The organism is Paraglaciecola sp. 25GB23A (assembly GCF_040012495.1).
Taxonomy (GTDB): domain Bacteria; phylum Pseudomonadota; class Gammaproteobacteria; order Enterobacterales; family Alteromonadaceae; genus Paraglaciecola.
On record NZ_JBDYKM010000003.1, the window covers coordinates 42,966 to 62,506 of the forward strand.

Annotated in this window: 19 protein-coding genes; 11 read left to right on the forward strand and 8 right to left on the reverse strand. The window is 41.2% G+C overall.

Translation table 11 applies throughout. The annotated features are described in order from the left end of the window. The first annotated feature begins 172 nt into the window (after positions 1-172). Entirely contained in the window at positions 173-781 is a 609-nt protein-coding gene (locus ABKW31_RS07490) for a TetR family transcriptional regulator C-terminal domain-containing protein (RefSeq protein WP_348615699.1), read from the forward strand. Between the two features lie 60 nt (positions 782-841). Here ABKW31_RS07490 and ABKW31_RS07495 read toward each other — a convergent pair whose 3' ends face one another. From ABKW31_RS07495 to ABKW31_RS07510, 4 genes are all read right to left on the reverse strand, one after another. Beyond that, positions 842-1,573, reverse strand: coding sequence for a transporter substrate-binding domain-containing protein (locus tag ABKW31_RS07495; RefSeq protein ID WP_348615700.1), 732 nt, complete (start codon positions 1,571-1,573; stop codon positions 842-844). Between the two features lie 533 nt (positions 1,574-2,106). Then, positions 2,107-3,330, reverse strand: a complete 1,224-nt coding sequence (locus ABKW31_RS07500) for a hypothetical protein (RefSeq protein WP_348615701.1) — start codon at positions 3,328-3,330, stop codon at positions 2,107-2,109. Further along, a complete protein-coding gene (locus ABKW31_RS07505; RefSeq protein ID WP_348615702.1) occupies positions 3,323-3,994 on the reverse strand; it encodes a methylamine utilization protein in 672 nt (223 codons plus the stop codon). The genes ABKW31_RS07500 and ABKW31_RS07505 overlap by 8 nt, the downstream gene beginning before the upstream one ends. 577 nt (positions 3,995-4,571) lie before the next feature. Beyond that, a complete protein-coding gene (locus tag ABKW31_RS07510) occupies positions 4,572-5,777 on the reverse strand; it encodes an aromatic ring-hydroxylating dioxygenase subunit alpha (protein ID WP_348615703.1) in 1,206 nt (401 codons plus the stop codon). 96 nt (positions 5,778-5,873) lie between these two features. On the opposite strand from ABKW31_RS07510, the gene ABKW31_RS07515 reads away from it, so the two are divergent. The 8 genes from ABKW31_RS07515 to ABKW31_RS07550 all read left to right on the forward strand — a co-directional run bounded on the left by ABKW31_RS07515 (position 5,874) and on the right by ABKW31_RS07550 (position 13,659). Further along, on the forward strand, positions 5,874-7,445 hold the full coding sequence (locus ABKW31_RS07515) for an NAD(P)/FAD-dependent oxidoreductase (protein ID WP_348615704.1): 1,572 nt from the start codon (positions 5,874-5,876) through the stop codon (positions 7,443-7,445). Between the two features lie 9 nt (positions 7,446-7,454). Then, positions 7,455-8,915 carry a Na+/H+ antiporter NhaC gene (gene nhaC / locus ABKW31_RS07520; protein ID WP_348616024.1) on the forward strand — a complete coding sequence of 487 codons (1,461 nt, stop codon included), beginning with the start codon at positions 7,455-7,457 and terminating at the stop codon, positions 8,913-8,915. A 178-nt stretch (positions 8,916-9,093) separates the two neighbouring features. Continuing rightward, positions 9,094-9,543: a peptide-methionine (R)-S-oxide reductase MsrB gene (gene msrB, locus ABKW31_RS07525; protein ID WP_348615705.1), complete on the forward strand. Its 450-nt coding sequence runs from the start codon at positions 9,094-9,096 to the stop codon at positions 9,541-9,543. Continuing rightward, entirely contained in the window at positions 9,543-10,043 is a 501-nt protein-coding gene (gene msrA, locus ABKW31_RS07530) for a peptide-methionine (S)-S-oxide reductase MsrA (protein WP_348615706.1), read from the forward strand. The genes msrB and msrA overlap by 1 nt, the downstream gene beginning before the upstream one ends. A gap of 200 nt (positions 10,044-10,243) precedes the next feature. Then, a complete protein-coding gene (locus ABKW31_RS07535) occupies positions 10,244-11,335 on the forward strand; it encodes an alkene reductase (RefSeq protein ID WP_348615707.1) in 1,092 nt (363 codons plus the stop codon). A 223-nt stretch (positions 11,336-11,558) separates the two neighbouring features. Then, positions 11,559-12,068 carry a peptide-methionine (S)-S-oxide reductase gene (locus tag ABKW31_RS07540; protein WP_348615708.1) on the forward strand — a complete coding sequence of 170 codons (510 nt, stop codon included), beginning with the start codon at positions 11,559-11,561 and terminating at the stop codon, positions 12,066-12,068. Between the two features lie 280 nt (positions 12,069-12,348). Next, positions 12,349-13,029, forward strand: a complete 681-nt coding sequence (locus ABKW31_RS07545; RefSeq protein ID WP_348615710.1) for an SDR family oxidoreductase — start codon at positions 12,349-12,351, stop codon at positions 13,027-13,029. 171 nt (positions 13,030-13,200) lie between these two features. Beyond that, the gene (locus ABKW31_RS07550; RefSeq protein ID WP_348615712.1) at positions 13,201-13,659 is read left to right on the forward strand and encodes a hypothetical protein; all 459 of its coding nucleotides are present in this window, start codon (positions 13,201-13,203) and stop codon (positions 13,657-13,659) included. Between the two features lie 108 nt (positions 13,660-13,767). Here the strand turns inward: ABKW31_RS07550 and ABKW31_RS07555 are convergent, their stop codons facing one another. The 3 genes from ABKW31_RS07555 to ABKW31_RS07565 form a co-directional block, all read right to left on the reverse strand. Further along, positions 13,768-14,466 carry a hypothetical protein gene (locus tag ABKW31_RS07555; RefSeq protein ID WP_348615713.1) on the reverse strand — a complete coding sequence of 233 codons (699 nt, stop codon included), beginning with the start codon at positions 14,464-14,466 and terminating at the stop codon, positions 13,768-13,770. Positions 14,467-14,558: 92 nt separating this feature from the next. Next, positions 14,559-15,044: an immunity 22 family protein gene (locus tag ABKW31_RS07560; RefSeq protein WP_348615714.1), complete on the reverse strand. Its 486-nt coding sequence runs from the start codon at positions 15,042-15,044 to the stop codon at positions 14,559-14,561. A 138-nt stretch (positions 15,045-15,182) separates the two neighbouring features. Next, positions 15,183-16,364, reverse strand: coding sequence for a DEAD/DEAH box helicase (locus ABKW31_RS07565; RefSeq protein ID WP_348615715.1), 1,182 nt, complete (start codon positions 16,362-16,364; stop codon positions 15,183-15,185). Between the two features lie 863 nt (positions 16,365-17,227). On the opposite strand from ABKW31_RS07565, the gene ABKW31_RS07570 reads away from it, so the two are divergent. Then, the gene (locus ABKW31_RS07570) at positions 17,228-18,097 is read left to right on the forward strand and encodes a DUF5694 domain-containing protein (protein WP_348615716.1); all 870 of its coding nucleotides are present in this window, start codon (positions 17,228-17,230) and stop codon (positions 18,095-18,097) included. Between the two features lie 243 nt (positions 18,098-18,340). Then, on the forward strand, positions 18,341-18,856 hold the full coding sequence (locus tag ABKW31_RS07575; RefSeq protein ID WP_348615717.1) for a hypothetical protein: 516 nt from the start codon (positions 18,341-18,343) through the stop codon (positions 18,854-18,856). Between the two features lie 138 nt (positions 18,857-18,994). On the opposite strand, the gene ABKW31_RS07580 is transcribed toward ABKW31_RS07575, so the two are convergent. Further along, positions 18,995-19,219 carry an RNA-binding S4 domain-containing protein gene (locus ABKW31_RS07580; RefSeq protein WP_348615718.1) on the reverse strand — a complete coding sequence of 75 codons (225 nt, stop codon included), beginning with the start codon at positions 19,217-19,219 and terminating at the stop codon, positions 18,995-18,997. Positions 19,220-19,541: the final 322 nt, after the last annotated feature.

Sequence of the window (19,541 nt, forward strand, 5' to 3'; positions counted from 1 at the left end):
AATCACATCAACTTATGGCCTAATTGCTAAGTGAAAAAAGAGTCAGTTTTGCTCATTTTGCCAACCGGGAGACAATAAAGTTAGGTGTTTAAGCCTCGCTCTGACAAAGGGGCTAATTAACTGACTATAAATTCAAGATGACATTTTATTGAGGCTACCTTAGGCTTGCACCATGACTCATTCATACTTAAACACCGCGGCTCGGCCAGCTTATAACAAGGCCCAAATCAAGTTGATTCAAGCGACTCTCGATTCATTAATGGACGAGGGCATTGACGGCTGTTCGGTGCGTAAAATCTGTGAAAGAGCCGGCACAGCAGTGGGACTGATTAATTATCACTTCGGCACACTCAATGACTTACTGGCTACGACGTATTTAAATCTGGCCTATTCATTAATGGATAAGGCCATTATGAAATCACAAAGCACCGGTCTTGCACGGCAAAAACTATCGTTTTTTATCCAAGAAACCTTTGGTGATGCGGTGATGCAACGTAAGATCTTGCGGGCTTGGGTGGTTTTTTGGAGCATGATTGATAGAGCCCCGCAAATCAAAGCTGCGCATGATTCGTCTAATCAGGCATTTCGGGTGTTTCTAGAGCAAAGTTTTGCTGAGCTCAACAATATACATCCTGTCTCGCCCTCCCCCCGACTTGCTGCCATCGGCCTCACTGCTATCATTGACGGCTTATGGTTAGAGTGGTGTTTATCGAGTGAAACCTTTAGTGCTGACGAAGCAATATTGTTATGTGAGCAATGGGTGGATGCGGCTTGTAAGTAACCGCAGGAGGAGAAGTAAGTCATTCGCTTAACATATAAGAACTAGGGTATACGTGTAATATCAATTGGGTATAGTATTATTTAAGGTCGCTACGCTAAGAGTAATCACTTTTTTTTCTGCAGATTTAATGATTGATGCCAGCTCTCCACTAGCTAGCATTTCTTTTATTATGTTATCAACAAGAGGAACAAGATCCTTGTGACTTTCATGAATATAATGAAATAAATCTAGGGTCGCTAAAGGTGCATCAAGTGGCACAATATCATCGATGTTAAGTATCCTTAAAGCCATCAAACCATCTATTGTGTTGGTCAATGCAACGTCTACCATGCCCTTTTCCACTAACCACATCATTTGTTCTGTGGAGTCAACATCGCTTACGTTTATCAAGCCTTGTGTAATGTTATTGGTATGCTTAACCCCTCGCACTTTTACAATTTTATATTTACCTAGGTCTTCTTTTTTCGTTATTTCAATGCCAGCATTTTTCTTGATAAATGCCATTGTTTCTAAATTATAATACGGTGTAGGAACACGGATAGTCGTGGGATTCTCTTCACCATAATTATAAATTCTCATTATCTCGCCATCACTTTTACCTGAGGTCGCTTCTAGTTGCGCCCTTTTTGCTGGTAACGGGGTGATCGTTATATCTATGCCTAATTTTCTATAAATCTGAGGAATAACAAGTCTTCCAATTTCTTGCTCGATTAGGTTATTTATAGAGACAAAATGATATTCTGATGCCGAACAGACAGTGGTAAAAAGTAGAAAAACTACAAAGATTTTCATTAATTCTTTTCTAGCCAGTTATTGATACTGTAATACACCCTGAAGTCTAAATTTAAAAGATTTATAGAGTAAATTATATCCGATATTGTAAGATGTGCACTATGCGGACAGAAATTGATTTGACTAGATACATATAATACACCACAACAATAACACCTTTGGTAATCATAGAGCATGAGATTAGCACTCCCAAAAACGCTCAAATAGTAGTGTTAAGCTATATAATTATTAGTAACATAATCTATGTCTAATATTTTGAAGACAGTAAATGATGGCGGACACATCCCCAAGTTTGGCGTCAACATTCTGGTGTTAAAGGACTGAAAAGAGAAAACGTACGCTAGCGTATAAACTCTGCTTTTAGAAATTTTTATTACGTTCAGTAATGTCATCGCAACAATCTAGTCAAACACTCACTGACGGAAATCCAAAAGAAAAACTAGAAACGCCAACTATAGTCATATTGGTTTATTCGTTTATCCAAACAATCAGGCGTCAGCGAAGCCCACTTAATTAGGCCGAATTTTTAACTTTTATTGCCCCCACCGATATTGTAATACCGCTAAGCTTTGCTGTTGATGAATACTCAACTCTTGGTCCAATGATTGCCGACTTGCTGCATAGTTAGTGTTGAGATGATGCTCTAAACCAATCTGCCAATAAGAATTTATTGTGTATCGCCAGGCCAAAGTTAATGCGTCGCCCCTGCTGTCATTCATATCCCAAGCAAAAACATCATCTTCAATAACCTTAAAATTATCATAACGAATGCTCACTCTATGCTGTTTGTTACTGTGGCTGAACATCAGATACCAAGACTCAAAATCAGCTGCCACAAAACGCTCCCCCATAACTGTATCGCCCGACAACCACTGGGCAATTAAACGATTTTGAGCATTAAATTCGTGTTGCACTGCTAGCGAATGAAAACGTGTCCGCCATCCATACAGCCTCTGCTGATTAACCTGATTAGGGTCAGCTTGATTATCAAAATAATAATAGCGCAGACTGCTTTGCCTAAAATAATTGAGATGAGTGCCTATATAGAATCCGAGGCGACCATCAAATTCATGAAAAGGCTCAACATAATTAGGATGATTTATTCTATCCGTCTCTACTACAGTAGGATAAGCCGCAAACCTTATCCGCTCATTATTTAAGCTTTGTCGATCGTGCAAGGCAAATCCGCGCCACGTAATAATAGCCCCTAAAGGGTCATTTGCTTTGAATGCAGCAGCATGAAACTCCCACGAAAAAGGACTATTACGCGACCTTCCAGGACTGTATGCCGTCAATTCAAGTCCAGCAACCCGTAATTCCTCACCAATCCAACTATTGATGGCTGATTGAGTATAGGTATAGGGAGACAACCAACCTACATCGACATTTTCTAGAGACATATTAGGATAGAAAAAACCAGCACGCCCGCGCCAGCGTATCTTGCTAGCACTCAAAGGTTTATAAATTAGTTGGGCCTGTGAAAAACCGAGATGTTGTTCTCCTAGTTGATAATAATTCGCCACCATGTCGTAGCTTAAACTAGAGCTAATCGAATCGCTTAGCTTCAATATTCCTTGTTGAACATTAAATCCATTTTCCGAATAAGCCAAAATACCTGTATCGGCCTCAAACCAAGATGCCTGTCTGTCTGATTTCACTAGGTTGATTTGAGCTAGCACCTTAACCTCAGCCGCCTTCACAAAAGCCACCGAAAAAAACAAACATAAAATACTAGCGGCAACTTGAGCGCTATTCATATTCAGAGAAATCTCCCTTTTCAACTTCATATTGATTCAAATCAGGCAAAAGTGCCTGACTTAAGTTGAGCAACAAAGTCGTATCGCCATTCATATTAATGTTTTGTCTCAAACTTTCAGATGTTTGCACAATTCTAGGATGCCAAATATGCAGTTGATAATCTCCATTCGGCACGTTTAGTGTCATCTCCCCCGAGCCATTAGTTTTGCCAAAATAAGGACTATCTACCACTAAAATATACCCCAACATCCAATCGTGTACATTGCAGCCTAGCTCAACCACTCCGGTTTTAGAAAACAGTAAAGGCTCCGCGTCCAAACCTTTGTAAAGCTGTAATTCAAAAACCTTAGCCTGTGAAAATGAATAAACATGGTGTTTGATAGAATCAGAATTGGGGAAGCGTACTTGGGTATCTTTTTGCACTACCAATATGTGTGGCGAAAATTGCCCATCAATTTGGTCCATAATTGCCTTTCGATCTATTTCTTGTTGACCAGATTGTCCTGAACCCAATAGGTAGACCACTGCATTTGGCATGGGCTTTGCGTCAGAAGTAAGCAAGGTAATGTGTAATTCTGAGGCATCAACTGCGACGCACAAGTTAAATGTGAACGTGAATATAACGAGTTTTAACATAAGGTTTTTAACAATACTGTTCAACATCCATTGGTTTCCTATTTCTTTTTTTACAGGCAATACAAAATTGAAGTTAATCACAGAAAAGTCTTATTGCTACTCTTTTTGTAAGCAGACAGCATAAACCCCAAATTAAATTCAATTATTAGTAAAATTTCAAAATACGCAGTAGTAAAAATCTGAATCTGCCAGATTTATTGATAAATCATACCGCCCTAAATTAACAGATAAATCCACAATGAAAAAAACCTTGATTTAAGGTTGTTTGTTAAATTGCTTAAATGATCAAATAAGCAAAGCCTATTATAGAAGCTTGTTGGTGTGACCCTTTGCTATCACTGAGCATAGGTAAAATAGCTCGTCATTTTCATAAGATGAAGATCCGGATTACCGCATATTTATATCTGTTTTACATCCTTGATGGAGTGAAAGTTGGCGATATTTCGATTTTTTCGTCATATGACTTAAAGGGTACAGACCATTATTCCTTGCTGTTTACTTGTAGTGAGCTGACAAATAATAGTGTTAACCAGACTATCCAAGGAGTGGGCATATGTGTCTTGATCATTTCATCTGAGCTTAAGCCTAATTGAGCAGTTGAGGCTTATTCAGCTAAGGTTTTTAGATACCAGGTTAAAAAACTCTGTTGAAAATGTTCCATCTCAGACAAACGGCCTGGCTGATAGTATCTGGAGTCGACGCCTTTTTGATTATTCATGATGATTTTTTTATCTGCTTGCGTTGTCACATCCCATAACCAAGTAAGCTGTTCGAGTTGGTAATCTTTGCCCTGCACTGCTGATTCATTGACGTACCATGAAACATCGCAGATACATTCATCCACCGAGTTGGGTAAAAAGCGGTAACCAAGCATGTGGTCATCATAAATTAAAAAGTAGCTGAGCGGCCCTATCATCAGCTCCGACGCGCCACCATCATATTCCTGAATCGAGCCAAGTAAGGGCGCTACGGGCTTCCCCCCCGCACTGCCACTTAGCGCATTACGTAGTAGTGGGTTGCGGTCGTATTGATAACCTTCTTGCCCTACTTCAGCTAAATCAAAATAACGATTTAACTGTTTAAACTTTGGCTGACCTTGATTCGCTTGAGCGAAGTCGCTTTTGGCCATTTGAAATACTTTGGGCGGCTTGGCCATGGCATGAATTTGGGCAAACTCTGGGTGAGAGGGCGCACAGTGATAACATTCTTGATAATTTTCAACCGCCAACTTCCAATTAGCTGGAATACGGTAGGACTTCTTCTCAGCCAATTTCATGTTGTTAAAACCGAATAACTCAAACACCTCATCTAGCTCGTTTTGCAAAGCGCTCAAGCTTGGTGGCTCTTTACTTAGACACACAAAAATTAGCCCATGTAACAAGGCAACATTCACCTTATGCAGGCCATTCTGAGAGCGGTCAAAATCGTCGGGCATATTACGCGCAGAGATAAGTTGGCCGTCTAGATTATAATTCCATGCATGATAGGGGCAAGTAAGGGATTTTTGTGAACCTGATGGCTCAAGACAAATTTTCGAGCCACGATGACGGCAAACATTCATGTGGGCTTTTACATCTCCGCTTGCGGTGCGTGCAATGATCACCGACTCGGTATCAAAGTCAAAGGTAAAGTAATCTCCAGCAAGTGGAATTTGCGAGGCATGACCGGCGTATAACCAATGTTTTAAAAATATATGTTCTATTTCAGCCTGATAAACATCTACATCTTTATAAAAAGCTTGAGCGAGTGAATAGCCGGGTCGTTGCGCCGCGATATATTGAGTGATTTTGTCTAATTTTAACCGCGTCATAGCGTGTGACTAACCTGCTTACCTTGGAGGATTGACAGTATTGAACGAGTGTTCAATACTGTCAATCTTCACGTAGCATAATCTCGAGGAATATAGATGTTAGACGCGATCATTATAGGCGGCGGACACAACGGTTTAGTCTGTGCAAATTACTTAGCTATGGCAGGTAAAAAGGTACGGGTATTAGAACGTCGCAATGTAGTAGGTGGCGCAGCTGTTACCGAAGAGTTTCATCCCGGCTTTCGCAATTCGGTAGCCTCATATACCGTCAGTTTGCTCAATCCCAAAGTCATAAGTGATCTCAAATTGCATGCGTATGGCTTAAATATTGTGCACAGAAAGGTCAACAATTTATGGCCTCACGACAACGATGAATTTTTAGCTTTTGTGGTGGGTTCAGAAAAACTAAAGGCCGAGATAGCGCGCTTTTCTGAGAGTGATGCTGAGGCATTAGAGCGTTACTTTAGAGATACCGGCATGGTAGCTGATCTGATCCGTGACTTTTTACTTGAGACCCCGCCTAACGTTGGCGGAGGTATTAAAGACATTTTTAAAGCCGCAAAATTTGGTAATCGCCTGCGCAAACTACCTATTGAAGATGAACGTATTGTCCTCGATATTTTTACTAAAAGTGTGTCTGATTTTTTGGATCTGTATTTTGAAAACGAATTTGTCAAAGGAGCCTTTGCCTTTGATGGCATTGTTGGCAACTATGCCGATACAAAAACGCCCGGCTCAGCTTATGTGTTAATGCACCACGCTTTTGGTGAAGTAAATGGTGAAAAAGGTGTTTGGGGTCACGCCATTGGCGGTATGGGCGCCATTACCCAAGCCATGGCCAAATCAGCACTGGCTAAAGGTGTTGAAATTCAGACCGATGCCGCGGTGAAAAAAGTACTGGTTCGAGATGGTAAGGCTTACGGTGTACTGCTCGAAAATGGCGAAACCCTTGAGGCAAAGATCATCGCGTCAAATCTCAATCCAAGTCTGTTGTATAACCAATTAGTTGATAGCAAAGACCTACCCGTCGATTTTGCGCGTCGCATGAAACACTATAAGAATGGCTCAGGCACTTTTAGGATGAACGTGGCCTTGAGTGAATTACCTAAATTTACCTGCTTAGCCAAACAAGAGCGCGCTAGCGCGGAGCACTTGACTGGTGGCATTATTATTGGTGCCACCTGCGAGTACATAGACCAGGCCTATCGTGATTCAAGACAATACGGCTGGTCGAAAGCGCCTATTGTTGAAATGCTCATTCCTTCCACACTCGACGACACCTTAGCGCCAACAGGACAGCACGTAGCCAGTTTGTTTTGCCAACAGTTTGAACCGGATATTGATTGGGATACACAGCGCGAAATAGCGGCAGATTTAATTATTGAACAAGTCGAAAAATATGCACCGGGCTTCAAACAATCAGTGCTGGGTCGCCAAGTATTAAGCCCTCTTGATCTCGAACGGATATTCGGGCTTACTAAAGGTGACATTATGCATGGCAACATGAGTTTGGATCAGATGTTTAGCACTAGACCCTTATTAGGTCATGGTAACTATCGCTCGCCTATTAAAGGTTTGTATATGTGTGGCGCAGGCACCCATCCTGGAGGCGGCGTAACCGGAGCCCCGGGGCATAATGCAGCACGAGAAATTCTACGAGATAATTAGGGGAAGCGCATCGAGCCAGACCAACTAAGCACTCGCAACAAACCCTTAGGCCGCGTTGACGCTCTTGTCGTCACTGTGATTCTGCTGAGTTTAATGGGTGCTGTAATCGGCATATTTGGTAGTGACGCGCTGGCAGGGGCCACCCAAGTTGCGATGATGACTATTGGCTTTTTAGCTGCCTTGATTGGCATTAAAAATGGGCTGAGTTGGAGTGCAATAGAGCAAAGCATTATCTATTCGTCGACCAAAATAGTCGGCCCAATTTTGATTTTTTTATCCATCGGCGCATTGATCGGCAGCTTTATGTTGTCGGGTGCCGTGCCAAGTCTTTTGTACTACGGCCTCAACATTTTGTCGCCCACCTACTTTTACCCATTGACCTGTTTAATCTGTGCTTTGGTGGCTACCTGTATTGGTAGTTCTTGGACCACGGCCGCCACTATTGGTGTAGCCTTGATTGGTGTATCTTACGGTTTTGCTTTATCACCTGAAATCACCGCTGGGGCGATTGTGTCAGGGGCCTATTTTGGCGATAAAATGTCACCCCTGTCAGAAACGACTAATTTAGCGCCTGCTGTGGCAGGCAGCGAATTGTTCGACCATATTCGGCATATGGCGTGGGTGTCCATTCCAAGTTTTATTATCGCGGTATTAGGTTTTTTAGTGATTGGCCTAAACACCAACGTCACGGAGGGTAGTCAAGCAAGTATCGCGTCTTTTGTGCAAACCCTTGATCAGTATTTCACTATTTCACCCATTAACTTAATTCCTATCGCGCTATTGTTGTGGTTGGCGGTAAAAAAAGTACCTGCGTTTCTCGCCATTATGGGTGTGTCGCTGTTAGCGTGTGTATTCACCCTTATATTTCAATACCAAGCCTTACTTGCATTCGCGGGCGGTGCTAATGCTGTAACGCTTATCAAATCATTTTGGGTAGTGTTATTCGATGGTTTTTCTATCACCACTGGCAATGCCAGTGTTAACACCTTGCTATCCCGAGGAGGCATGGCATCGATGGTCAATATGGTATGGCTCGTGATTGCTTCGATGATGATGACAGGGGTACTTGAAAAAATCGGCTATATTGATGTTCTCATGAGGTTCATGTTGAAGTTTGTCCGCTCTACCGGCTCGCTTATCGCATCAACTATGGCCACATGTTTAGGCGTAAATATAGTCACCGGCGATCAGTACATGTCTCTGGTACTACCCGGTCATATGTGGAAGTCTGAATATAACAAACGCCAGCTCGCCAGTGTTAACTTGTCCCGTACTTTAGAAGATGCCGGCACACTCTCTTCGCCCTTAATCCCATGGAATGCCTGCGGCGTATACATGGCCGGTACGCTAGCTGTCGCCACCATCGCTTATCTACCCTACTGCTTCTTTAACTTAATCAACCCCGTTATTGCCCTGTTGTTTGCATTTTTGAATATAAAGATTTTGCGCTTAAAACAAGTGAATCCGTAACTTAGAGTTTACATGTAAGCCCCCTGAATATTCGAACCTTGTTTAAGGGTGCTCTACCCCCCATATCATTTTGGTACTGTTGAAATAGTGATCTTTATTCTCGAATTGTAATAAAACTATTCAGCAGCTGGTCTTTTGTATTCCAATAGGCCCGAATATTAATAGCAATGAGGAGATTATGAGTACTTATCAAAAATCACAGGATGCAATTGCTGCCCTGACCCCTGAGCAGTACCGTGTGACCCAACAAAACGGCACTGAACGCCCTGGCACCGGCGAGTTGCTCAACAATAAACAGCCTGGTATTTACGTCGATGTAGTTTCTGGCGAGCCTTTATTTGCTTCATCTGCCAAGTATGAATCAGGTTGTGGTTGGCCAAGTTTTACTAAACCCATTGAGCCTGCCCATGTAAATGAAATTACTGATACCACCCACGGTATGCTGCGCACTGAAGTGCGTTCATCAAATGGTGATAGTCATTTAGGCCACGTGTTTAATGACGGCCCACCAGATAAAGGTGGTTTGCGCTATTGTATAAATTCCGCTTCATTACGTTTTATCCCTAAGAATGAAATGGAAAACCAAGGTTATGCAGCCTATATAGACCAAATTGAGGATATTTCGTAATGGCAATTGAACGTGCAGTATTAGCCGGTGGCTGTTTTTGGGGGATGCAGGATTTAATTCGCAAACGCCCTGGCATCACTTCAACCCGTGTGGGTTATACCGGCGGTGAAGTGGCAAATGCGACTTATCGTAATCACGGTAACCATGCAGAAGGCATTGAAATAATGTTCGATAACAGCATCACTACTTATCGACAGATCCTCGAATTTTTCTTTCAAATACATGATCCAAGTACCGTAAATAGACAAGGCAATGACAGCGGCGCATCTTATCGCTCAGCTATTTATTTTACTTCTGATGAGCAAAAAGCAGAGGCATTACGAACCATCGCTGACGTGGATGCATCGGGATTATGGCCGGCAAAAGTTGTCACTGAAGTCGAGCCTGTCAGTGACTTTTGGCAAGCAGAACCTGAACACCAGGACTACTTAGAAACTCGCCCTAATGGTTACACTTGTCATTTTCCCAGACCTAACTGGAAACTGCCTGCAGCCAAATGAGTGGAAAACTTAAATTTGGTCCGACCCCGATAGTTTACTTTAGGCGAACCTTGACTCGGGGTCATACAATTTAAACAGCACAAACTGAACTTAATTGCTGTTCACAGCATACTCACACCTACCAATATCTAACTAAAGCGTGTCAATCAGGCACTTTTGCTGCTTTTTGACACATAATATAAAAAATTAAAGGAGACTTAGTGTCTACAGTAACGTTATTTGATTCGCATAATTTGTTCTCGGCTGAGCTTAAAAATCGCTTTGTACTTGCACCTCTAACCCGTGGAAGAGCGACTGAAACGCGTATACCTAATAAATTAATGGGTGATTACTACGAACAACGAGCTACTGCTGGTTTGGTGATCACAGAAGCAACGGTGATTTCAGAACAAGGCATTGGTTGGATAGACTCACCGGGCATTTACACCCAAGACATGGTAGCGGGTTGGAAACAGATTGTTGACCGTGTGCATAACAAAGACAGCAAAATAGTGCTGCAACTTTGGCATTGTGGCCGCGCTTCGCACAGCGACTTTCACCATGGAGAGCTGCCTTTTAGTGCCTCAGATGTAGCCATTGATGGTGATGGGATCCACACGTCTCAAGGTAAAAAAAGCTACGAAGCGCCTCGGCCAATGTCAAAAGATGATATCCAGCGCACCGTCAATGATTTCAAACAAGCGGCAATCAATGCCAAGCAAGCGGGATTTGATGGTGTCGAAGTACATGCTGCCAACGGCTATTTGCTAAATCAATTTTTAGATACAAAAAGCAATAAACGAGATGATGAATACGGTGGCAGTATAGAAAACCGTATGCGTTTTCTATTTGAAGTGTTGGCGGCAGTGAAAGAAGTTTTTGACGCCAGTCAAATAGGGGTAAGACTATCTCCTAATGGCGTATTTAATGATATGGGCTGCCCAGACTATCGCGAACTCTATACCACAGTGATTCAACGTTTGAATGAACAAAAACTTGGTTTTCTGCACGTGATGGATGGCCTTGCCTTTGGCTTTCACGAGCTAGGCGAGCCAATGACCCTCGACGATATCAGGCCTCTTTTTAAGCAAACCATTATAGGTAATTGTGGTTATACTTATGAAAGTGCCAGCGAAGCGGTGGCCAACGACCAAGCTGATTTAATTGCTTTTGGACGTCCCTATATTAGCAACCCTGACTTACCGGACCGGTATAAAAATGGTTGGCAGGTGACACCTTTTGATGATGCAAGCCAGTGGTATGGTGGTGGCAAGGAAGGTTACAGTGATTACCCTGCTTTCAACGCCAAGTAGGTAAAGTCAGCACCCTATATAAAGATGGGACAGTGTGGTTAAAGCAGTCCACTCTGCCCCTCTTTAGTAGGGACTAAATTAATCATTGCAGTAGTCATTTGGGCCTGAACAACAAAACTAACTAACAGCGGTATTAATTTTATCACTATGACTTTTCCTGACCTGAGGGCAATAGACATTAAGTACAATGACTTAGCCTGCCCAGAGACGTGGTAATTTAACTATGACTATCCGTAAAATTGGTTTAGGTGGTGGTTGTCATTGGTGCACCGAAGGCGTATTTAGCTCACTGATTGGTGTTACTCAAGTCAATCAAGGATGGATAGCATCAAACGGCGAAAACGGTGACTTTTCTGAAGCAATTGAAGTCCATTTTGAGCCCGCAGTCATCTCGTTGACAGACTTAATCGAAATTCATCTTCATACCCACGCCAGCACATCCAATCATGCTATGCGTGGAAAATATCGCTCGGCAATATATGCCTACGATGACGTTCAATTTAATCAAGCCTCTGACAGTTTAATTATGTTAAAGACCAGTTTCGATAAAACAGTTATTACTCAGGTCTACCCTTTTAAACAATTCAAACAGAATAAAAGCGAGTTCTTAAACTACTTTTATACCGCGCCCGACAGACCGTTTTGCCAAACCTACATTCAACCCAAAATAAGCTTATTACTCAGCCGCTTCAAGCATCATGTTGACCAAGTTAAAGTGAGCAGTCGCACTTAAATTTAAGTTGACCTTAATTCAAGTAATCTAGTTTAGTTTGGCTTTTTTTAAGCCAAGATATTTGTCCTTGTTGGTATGAGTAAATTGTTAAAATTAACTTGTGCTTACCCACCATGAAAATTTTACATACTGCGTAAAATAGTTACGAAATTACGCTATATATTTATCTATTCTGATGTGACTGATTCTATCAAGCACCCAGTGCTATTGATATGCATTGAAGTGGTATCAGTATTGCTTTGGTATTAGCAAAGCACGTCTTAGATTAAGGATAAAATCAATGAATAATGAAAAAATAATACTCATTACTGGTGCGTCCAGCGGCATAGGTGCTGCGACCGTCGACAAGGTACTTAAAGCAGGGCACAAAGCAGTAATCACGGCAAGAAGCACCGACAAACTCAATGAAATAGTCAAACGTTGGGGTGAAGATAATGTTTTGGCAGTAACTGCAGATGTTTCAAAATTGGACGAAATTAACAACGTGGTTACCAAAGCTAAAGACAAATTCGGTCGAATAGATGTTGTCTTTGCGAATGCTGGCACGGGCACAAATTCTGCTGGTATTGAGAAAGGTGATCCCGATGAATGGAAAACCATGCTCGACGTTAATATCAACGCTTTATTGTTTACTGCAAAAGCCAGCTTGCCCTCATTAAGAGAAACACAGGGACATTTTATTATCACCAGTTCAATAGCCGGCAAGATAACACTCAAGGGCTCAGTGTATGGCGCATCTAAGTGGTTCGCCTACGGATTTGGCCAAAATTTAGCCACCGAAATGGCTGAATGGAATGGTCGCTGCACGATTATATGCCCAGGCATGGTAAACACGCCGTTTTTCGACGAAGCCAAACCTGACAAGTTAGATCCCAGCGATATAGCTGATGCGGTGGTTTATGCTATTTCAGCCAATCCGCGCTGCGACGTGCGTGAAATTACTCTAATGCCAACTCAGTAGCGGGTATTAAACCAACAAAGTCCTTGCAGCAATTAAGGGATTTGAAAACAAGTTTAAAGTACATTCACGTGTTACCGTAGGTGCCAACAGCTAGATTAATGTGCTTAAGCAGTTATCAAAAATATCAACTGTGAGTAACACGTTAGCGAATTTAAAATAGGAAGAACATCCATGAGTAACTTCTCCAAGGTTTATGATTTTTTATTGCATACTCAAAAATCACATGCACGTATTGCTGAGTTTTATCGCTCGCTGTCGCTAGATGCCACCAATGAGCGAGTCAAACTGCTACTTAATATTTTAGTGAAACATGAGCTTGAGTTATTACGTTTCGTGGATAGCTATATCGAAAGCTCCCCCGTTGAAGTGCGTGAAACGTTTATTCAATTTGATCGCGAACAGAGTGTTGAACATTTGTTTAATCCCGACTTTGAGCGCAGCCAAATCAACTCTGCTGATGTTGAAAATATAGCACAGCGTTTTGATGAGTATTTCTGCGATCTTTACGAAGGACTTTCAGGGGCAGACGAGTCTACCAATGTGCAAGAGCTTTTTGAAAATCTAAGACAGCACATGGCTCAAGAAAAGAAACGCCTGAGCATGGACATAAGTTCAATGGAAGATATGTAAAGCATCTGTATACAAGGCTTAACAAGGTTAATCAGCAATGGCAGCTCATGATCAAATCATTGATACTGTTCTGCCCCTAACAAGCTCATTATCTGTAGTAACTCAGACTTATTCATCCTCATCGACTGCATCGGCATGGGATACTGCTTTAAAATTATCAAGCTGCTGAAAGTTCTTAAGCCAGAAGTATGAACTGACTAAGCTAAATTGACGTGTTAGGCCATTATCTGCTATCTGCTTCAACTGCCAAACAATACCGGGTGCCTCAGGAAACTGTTGACCTTGGATTTGCTCTTCGTATAGGCGATTTATGAGCGCGTCATCACTTTGCCCACTTGCGAATAAACGTACGATAGCGGAATAGGGTGACTGATCAAATATCAGCATATCTTCGCTATCATGGCCCGTGACAGTAAGGGTCAGTTCAACTCCTGTTGGTTGGGCAAAAACACCATTAAATGCTTCTCGTAATAAGGCATAAGCACTGAATAAGCGTTCGTGATATAGGCAATCTGGACACTCCTCCCATAGGCGGTCATCTGGCATATCGTGGCTTAGTTGTTCTATTTTGCCTTGTGATTCATCAGGAAATAGACGGGTTAATACCACTTTGGCCGCCTCATCAGGTTCAAGATCGTTGAGCGACATCATGCACATTTCTCTCAGTTCTGTGGTGTCCATTTGTTCTAGATTATCGTCAAAATCCATAATCGTCATGAGGGCATGATAATCCTCATTTGACCATGCATTTTTAATCTTGTTGATTTTATGAAAAGAATCAATTTGAACGGTAAATTTTGCTTGCATCTTGTACTCCTGTTTAAGGGTCAATATTGCCAAAAATCATGCTAATTGTCGCTGAAAGTGGTAGATATTGAGATAACCTTGTTGTGTCGGGCTTATTCTTGTGGCTCTTCTTCGCCCAGCAAGCTTGCGCTGGAGGCATCATAATTGAAGGCACCCAAAAAGGTGGTGTATTCATCGTGAGCGACACCACTGAGTTTGACACTGTATTCTTGTTCAAAAAGTAAAATGATCCACGTCACTTGCTCCATTTTGTTTTTCTTGGCCTTACTCATCAAATTGACAATAAAAGAGCTGGAACAAGAACAGTTGCCCGCTGCAGTATGAATATCAATCGTGCCTTCATGAGCACCATTGGTCTCCATCTGATTTGGCACGAAATACCGTATTTTGTAATTATTTGACCACGTATTTCTTGCCCGAGTATCGTTTTTGAAAAAAGTCTCAGCAAAATAATCATCGGGAATATCAGCGTAAGGATGTTGTGAAGCCCATACCGATACCTTGTTCTTTTTATTAAATAGTAGGCCTTTTTCAGGGCTAGATTGATTAACTTGAATTGAATTATCGTCTTGGTTCATAAAGAAAGCTGCTATTGAGTAGATATACCCGCATTCTATTATAGTGAAGGATGAATAGCGAAAAAGACCACACAAACGACCCGTGGCTCGTTTGCCTTCCTAGTAGTTAGAGTTACTAATGACGAGTTAAAAAAGTAATTAACGTTTATTTTTGGGCACGTAATTTAATATGGAAACTGGCACGGCCTTCCTCACATCAAAACCTTCAAACGTTTTTCGAGTAATTACATGACCAAGATGGCTTTCAATGGCACACAGGTTTCTAAAGTTATCCTTAGCCGCAAATGAAATCGCTTCCCCACTTGCCCCTGCTCGACCTGTTCTGCCGATTCGATGAATATAATCTTCTACTTGATCAGGTAAGTCATAATTAACCACGCGGGATAGATTTTGAATATCTAGACCACGGGCAGCCACTCCAGTTGCTACCAAAAATTGTATTTTACCCGACTTAAAGTCTGCCAAGATTTGTTCACGCACAGCTTGGGTTCTATCACCGTGAATACTTTCTGCTGGAATCCCCCGTTTTTCTAATTGACTGACTAACTTAGCCGCCCCCTGTTTAGTTTCAATAAAGATAAGCGCTTGATCCCAAGCTAGCTCTTTAATGAGGTGACTTAATAAAGCCGATTTAGTGTCTTTATCAACCGTGACCAACCATTGCTCAATTTTGGGCGCGGATGCCTCGTTATGCTTTATCGATATTTCCACTGGATTATTGATAGAACGTTTGGCTAAAGCACGCACTTCATCTGAAATAGTGGCAGAAAATAGTAAGTTTTGACGCTGCTCAGGAAGGCGTTCAATAATTTTATTAATGTCGGTAATAAAACCCATATCCAGCATTCTATCGGCTTCATCTAATACCAGTATTTCAAGCTCATCAAAGTGCAATGCGCGTTGATGCGCCATGTCTAGTAGGCGCCCTGGCGTGGCTATCAGGATATCAATACCGCCAATTAAGCGCTGTTTTTGTTCATCCATATCAACGCCACCATACATTGCCATGGAGCTAAGCGTTAAAAATTGACCATAGGCGCCAATACTCTTTTCAACTTGCACCGCCAATTCTCGCGTGGGTACCAAAATAAGTGCACGAATGCGTTTCCCCCGGAGTTTACGATCTGTATTAAGCCTTTGCAGAATAGGTAAGACAAAACTTGCGGTTTTACCTGTACCGGTTTGCGCAGCAGCAATAAGATCTTTACCGGCTAAAATGACCGGAATAGCCTGTTCTTGAATGGGTGTCGCTTGACTGTAAGCTAATTCAGTTAATGCTTCTAAAATGGGGGCTGATAACTTCAGTGCTGAAAATGACATGTGAGGCCTTATAAAAATAACGGTTGAAGAGCGCTTAAATGCGTATTGTACCAGACAAATAAACCCAGCTTTTTTCTTAGGTGATTCCTTTTCATATTATCCTAAAATATTTGTCCTTATCGTATCCTTACTTGGACAGCCATAGTAAATAAGCGCTAAGGGCACATAATATCCTTACGTGGACAGCCATAATAAATAAGCGCTAAGGGCACATAATATCCTTACATGGACAGCCATGATAAATAAGTGCTAAGGGCCCATAATATCCTTACGTGGACAGCCATGATAAATAACGCTAAGGGCACATAATATCCTTACATGGACAGCCATAGTAAATAAGCGCTAAGGGCACATAATATCCTTACGTGGACAGCCATAATAAAAAGCGCTAAGCGCACATAATATCCTTACGTGGACAGCCATAATAAATAAGCGCTAAGGGCACATAATATCGTTACATGGACAGCCATGATAAATAAGCGCTAAGGGCACATAATATTTAATAACAAATCGCCTCTCCATAATTCATAATATGAATATCCTAGCATTTTCATATACTGATGGATGAATACCGAAATACAACAAAACGATATTGGTGAGTTTCATCGACACGAAACCGTCTCCTCTATGCCCAAGGGCTGCCATAGCAGACTCGAGAACAAAAAGTGTTTTGACAGCTGTATTCATTATAAATATGCCGTATAAAAATCTAAGCAAGTTTGCGCTTATTGCTTATAAGACGGATCTTATTTATTCTGCGGGCATGTTTAACTGTTACTCGAATTGCTGGTTTAAGCGTGGGGATAAACTAAAGCTTTAAGCCACCTCAAATTGATCAATTAATCAGGCTCTGTCTTTTATAAATGAAAAATATCATCTTTTTTGTTACTTTCCTTATCGTAGCTTGTAGTGCTGAGCCAATAACATCATCCTCAATACCTGTTGTTGACACAGTTTCTGTGACCGAGAGTAAAATTAAAGTATTGAATGTTGGAAGCTTTCACTTCGGTACGACAAGTGACGCCACGAAAGTCGATTTTGATGAAAGTGATCTGAGTAACCAACAAGAAATAAAAACAATTTCAAAGCTCATTGCTCGATTTAAACCAACCATAATCTGCCTTGAATTCTTACCCGAAAATGAACATGAAATAAATCAAGCCTACCAAGCCTTTTTAGATCATCCCAGCCAGCTGGACTCTACTTATGGAGAATTAAGCATGATAGGGTTTGATGTGGCTAGATTGAGCGGTTTAGAGAAAGTGTATGGTATCGATAACCATATGGGTTATAACTATAGTCTGGGTGATTTTATCGAAAGCAGTCCTGAGTTGGAAAATTCAGTTGACCCACAAACCTACCTGGAACTGACCAATGAGCCATTCAAACATCATCCAGAGATCGGTGAATTAGACAGTCGTTTTGATCAGTTATCATTAATCGAAAAGTTAAGCTTAACTAATCACCCAATAATGCTCGATTACTCTTTGAATACTAACGCCGATAAGCTGCTTTATGTTGCCATCGATAATGGGTTTGAAGGTGCTGAACAAGCCGCTCAGTTTTATCTTAGAAATATGAAAATTTATTCGAACTTAAATCGAATAAAAATGACCAAAAATGATCGAGTGTTAATTTTAATGGGTTCAGCCCATACGGCCATGTTACGAGAATTTATCCAACGCAGCCCTAAATTTGAGTTGGTTGACACGCTAGAATATCTAAAACAGTAATATTATACCTCTACCACTGAATCGCCATATACCGATTGGAGTCCTTTTTTTGAATTTAGCCATGGCTGATTAGTCTTTATCGGCTCTGCCATTTCACAGGTTAGATCACGCAGCTATCAATAAGTGGTGATCATTCCTCCCACTGTTATTACAGATAAAAAGTGTTATGTTCTTACCGTATATAATATAGTCATCAATGGTGGTTCAAAAACCACGGGAAAAAACATTTTAGAAGGAATTACTATGAAAATTAAATATACTTTTTTGTCAATGTCAGCCCTTTTTTTATCATTAAATGCTAATGCAGAAACATGTGGGAAACTGGTCAGTAACCAATTTGTTGCTCAGGGAGACTACTCTGTAGTTATTGAAAAGCATAATGACAAGCAGCTAAATATTCCCAAAGCAAATGGATTACCGCTTGGCAGTATTGAAGCAAGTGGTTTTGTTTCACTCAACCTGACGCCAGGATTGCATTCTTTTAGAGGTTATGCAGTGTGCGCCCAAAGTTATTGCAAGAGATCTTCAATCTACGGTGGTAGTGAGGCTGATCAGGTTAATTTCGTCCTTAATGTTGAAGAAGGTGCAAGTTATAAAGTTACAGCCAAGCCAGCTAGCCCAGTGAATTTGCTGCCTGGAAAGCGCTTTGAGGTTTTTTTGGTTCGAGAAGAGTCTAAGCTATGTGAAGGTAGTAAGCCTCTTGATCCCCTCCCCGACGATACAGAAATACTTAAAGAACAACTTGTCGCTTCATTATAGGTATACAAACTTGGCTAGTTAATCACACTAGCCAAGTTACTTTTCTTGTAAAATCTTCAGCTTATTGGTTTTCCTAACACCCTGCTAATCGCCCTAACAACAATAAATGGAAATCAAAAACTAACAGATTATTTATCTCTACTGCTCTTTTGGCTTTAACACAATCTCAAACGCTTGTTTTTCAAACTCAATAATATCGCCAGACAATATTTTCTTGCGCCTTCTGGTTTCCACTTGGTTATTAACTAACACCTTACCCGCATCAATGGCCGCTTTGGCCTCTCCACCACTGGATACCAAGGCTTCAAGCTTTAAGAGTTGATACAAGGCTATCGGCTCTTGATAAATTTCAATATTTTTCATGTTTAGATGTTTTCCTTAGTGCTCAATAACAAGCTGATTAGTAGAGTCGATTGCACAAATTAATGTGAATATTGCCGCAACGTCATGCTCAAACCAACTTCACTTATTCGGGCTATTATTGCAGATACATTTGTGCTTTGTTCAATAAACTTATGCTTTAACCAAAGAGCGAATTTCTCTGCTAATGTTAAAGCTTATTCCAAGCTCAGAACATCTATGTTGATAAATGAGTTTTACAGTTTGTAGTCACATGCTTATTACTGCCTTAACTTTAAGCCTGATGAGTGTAGGCATAAAAGTATTTAACGCCAGTAGATATCTT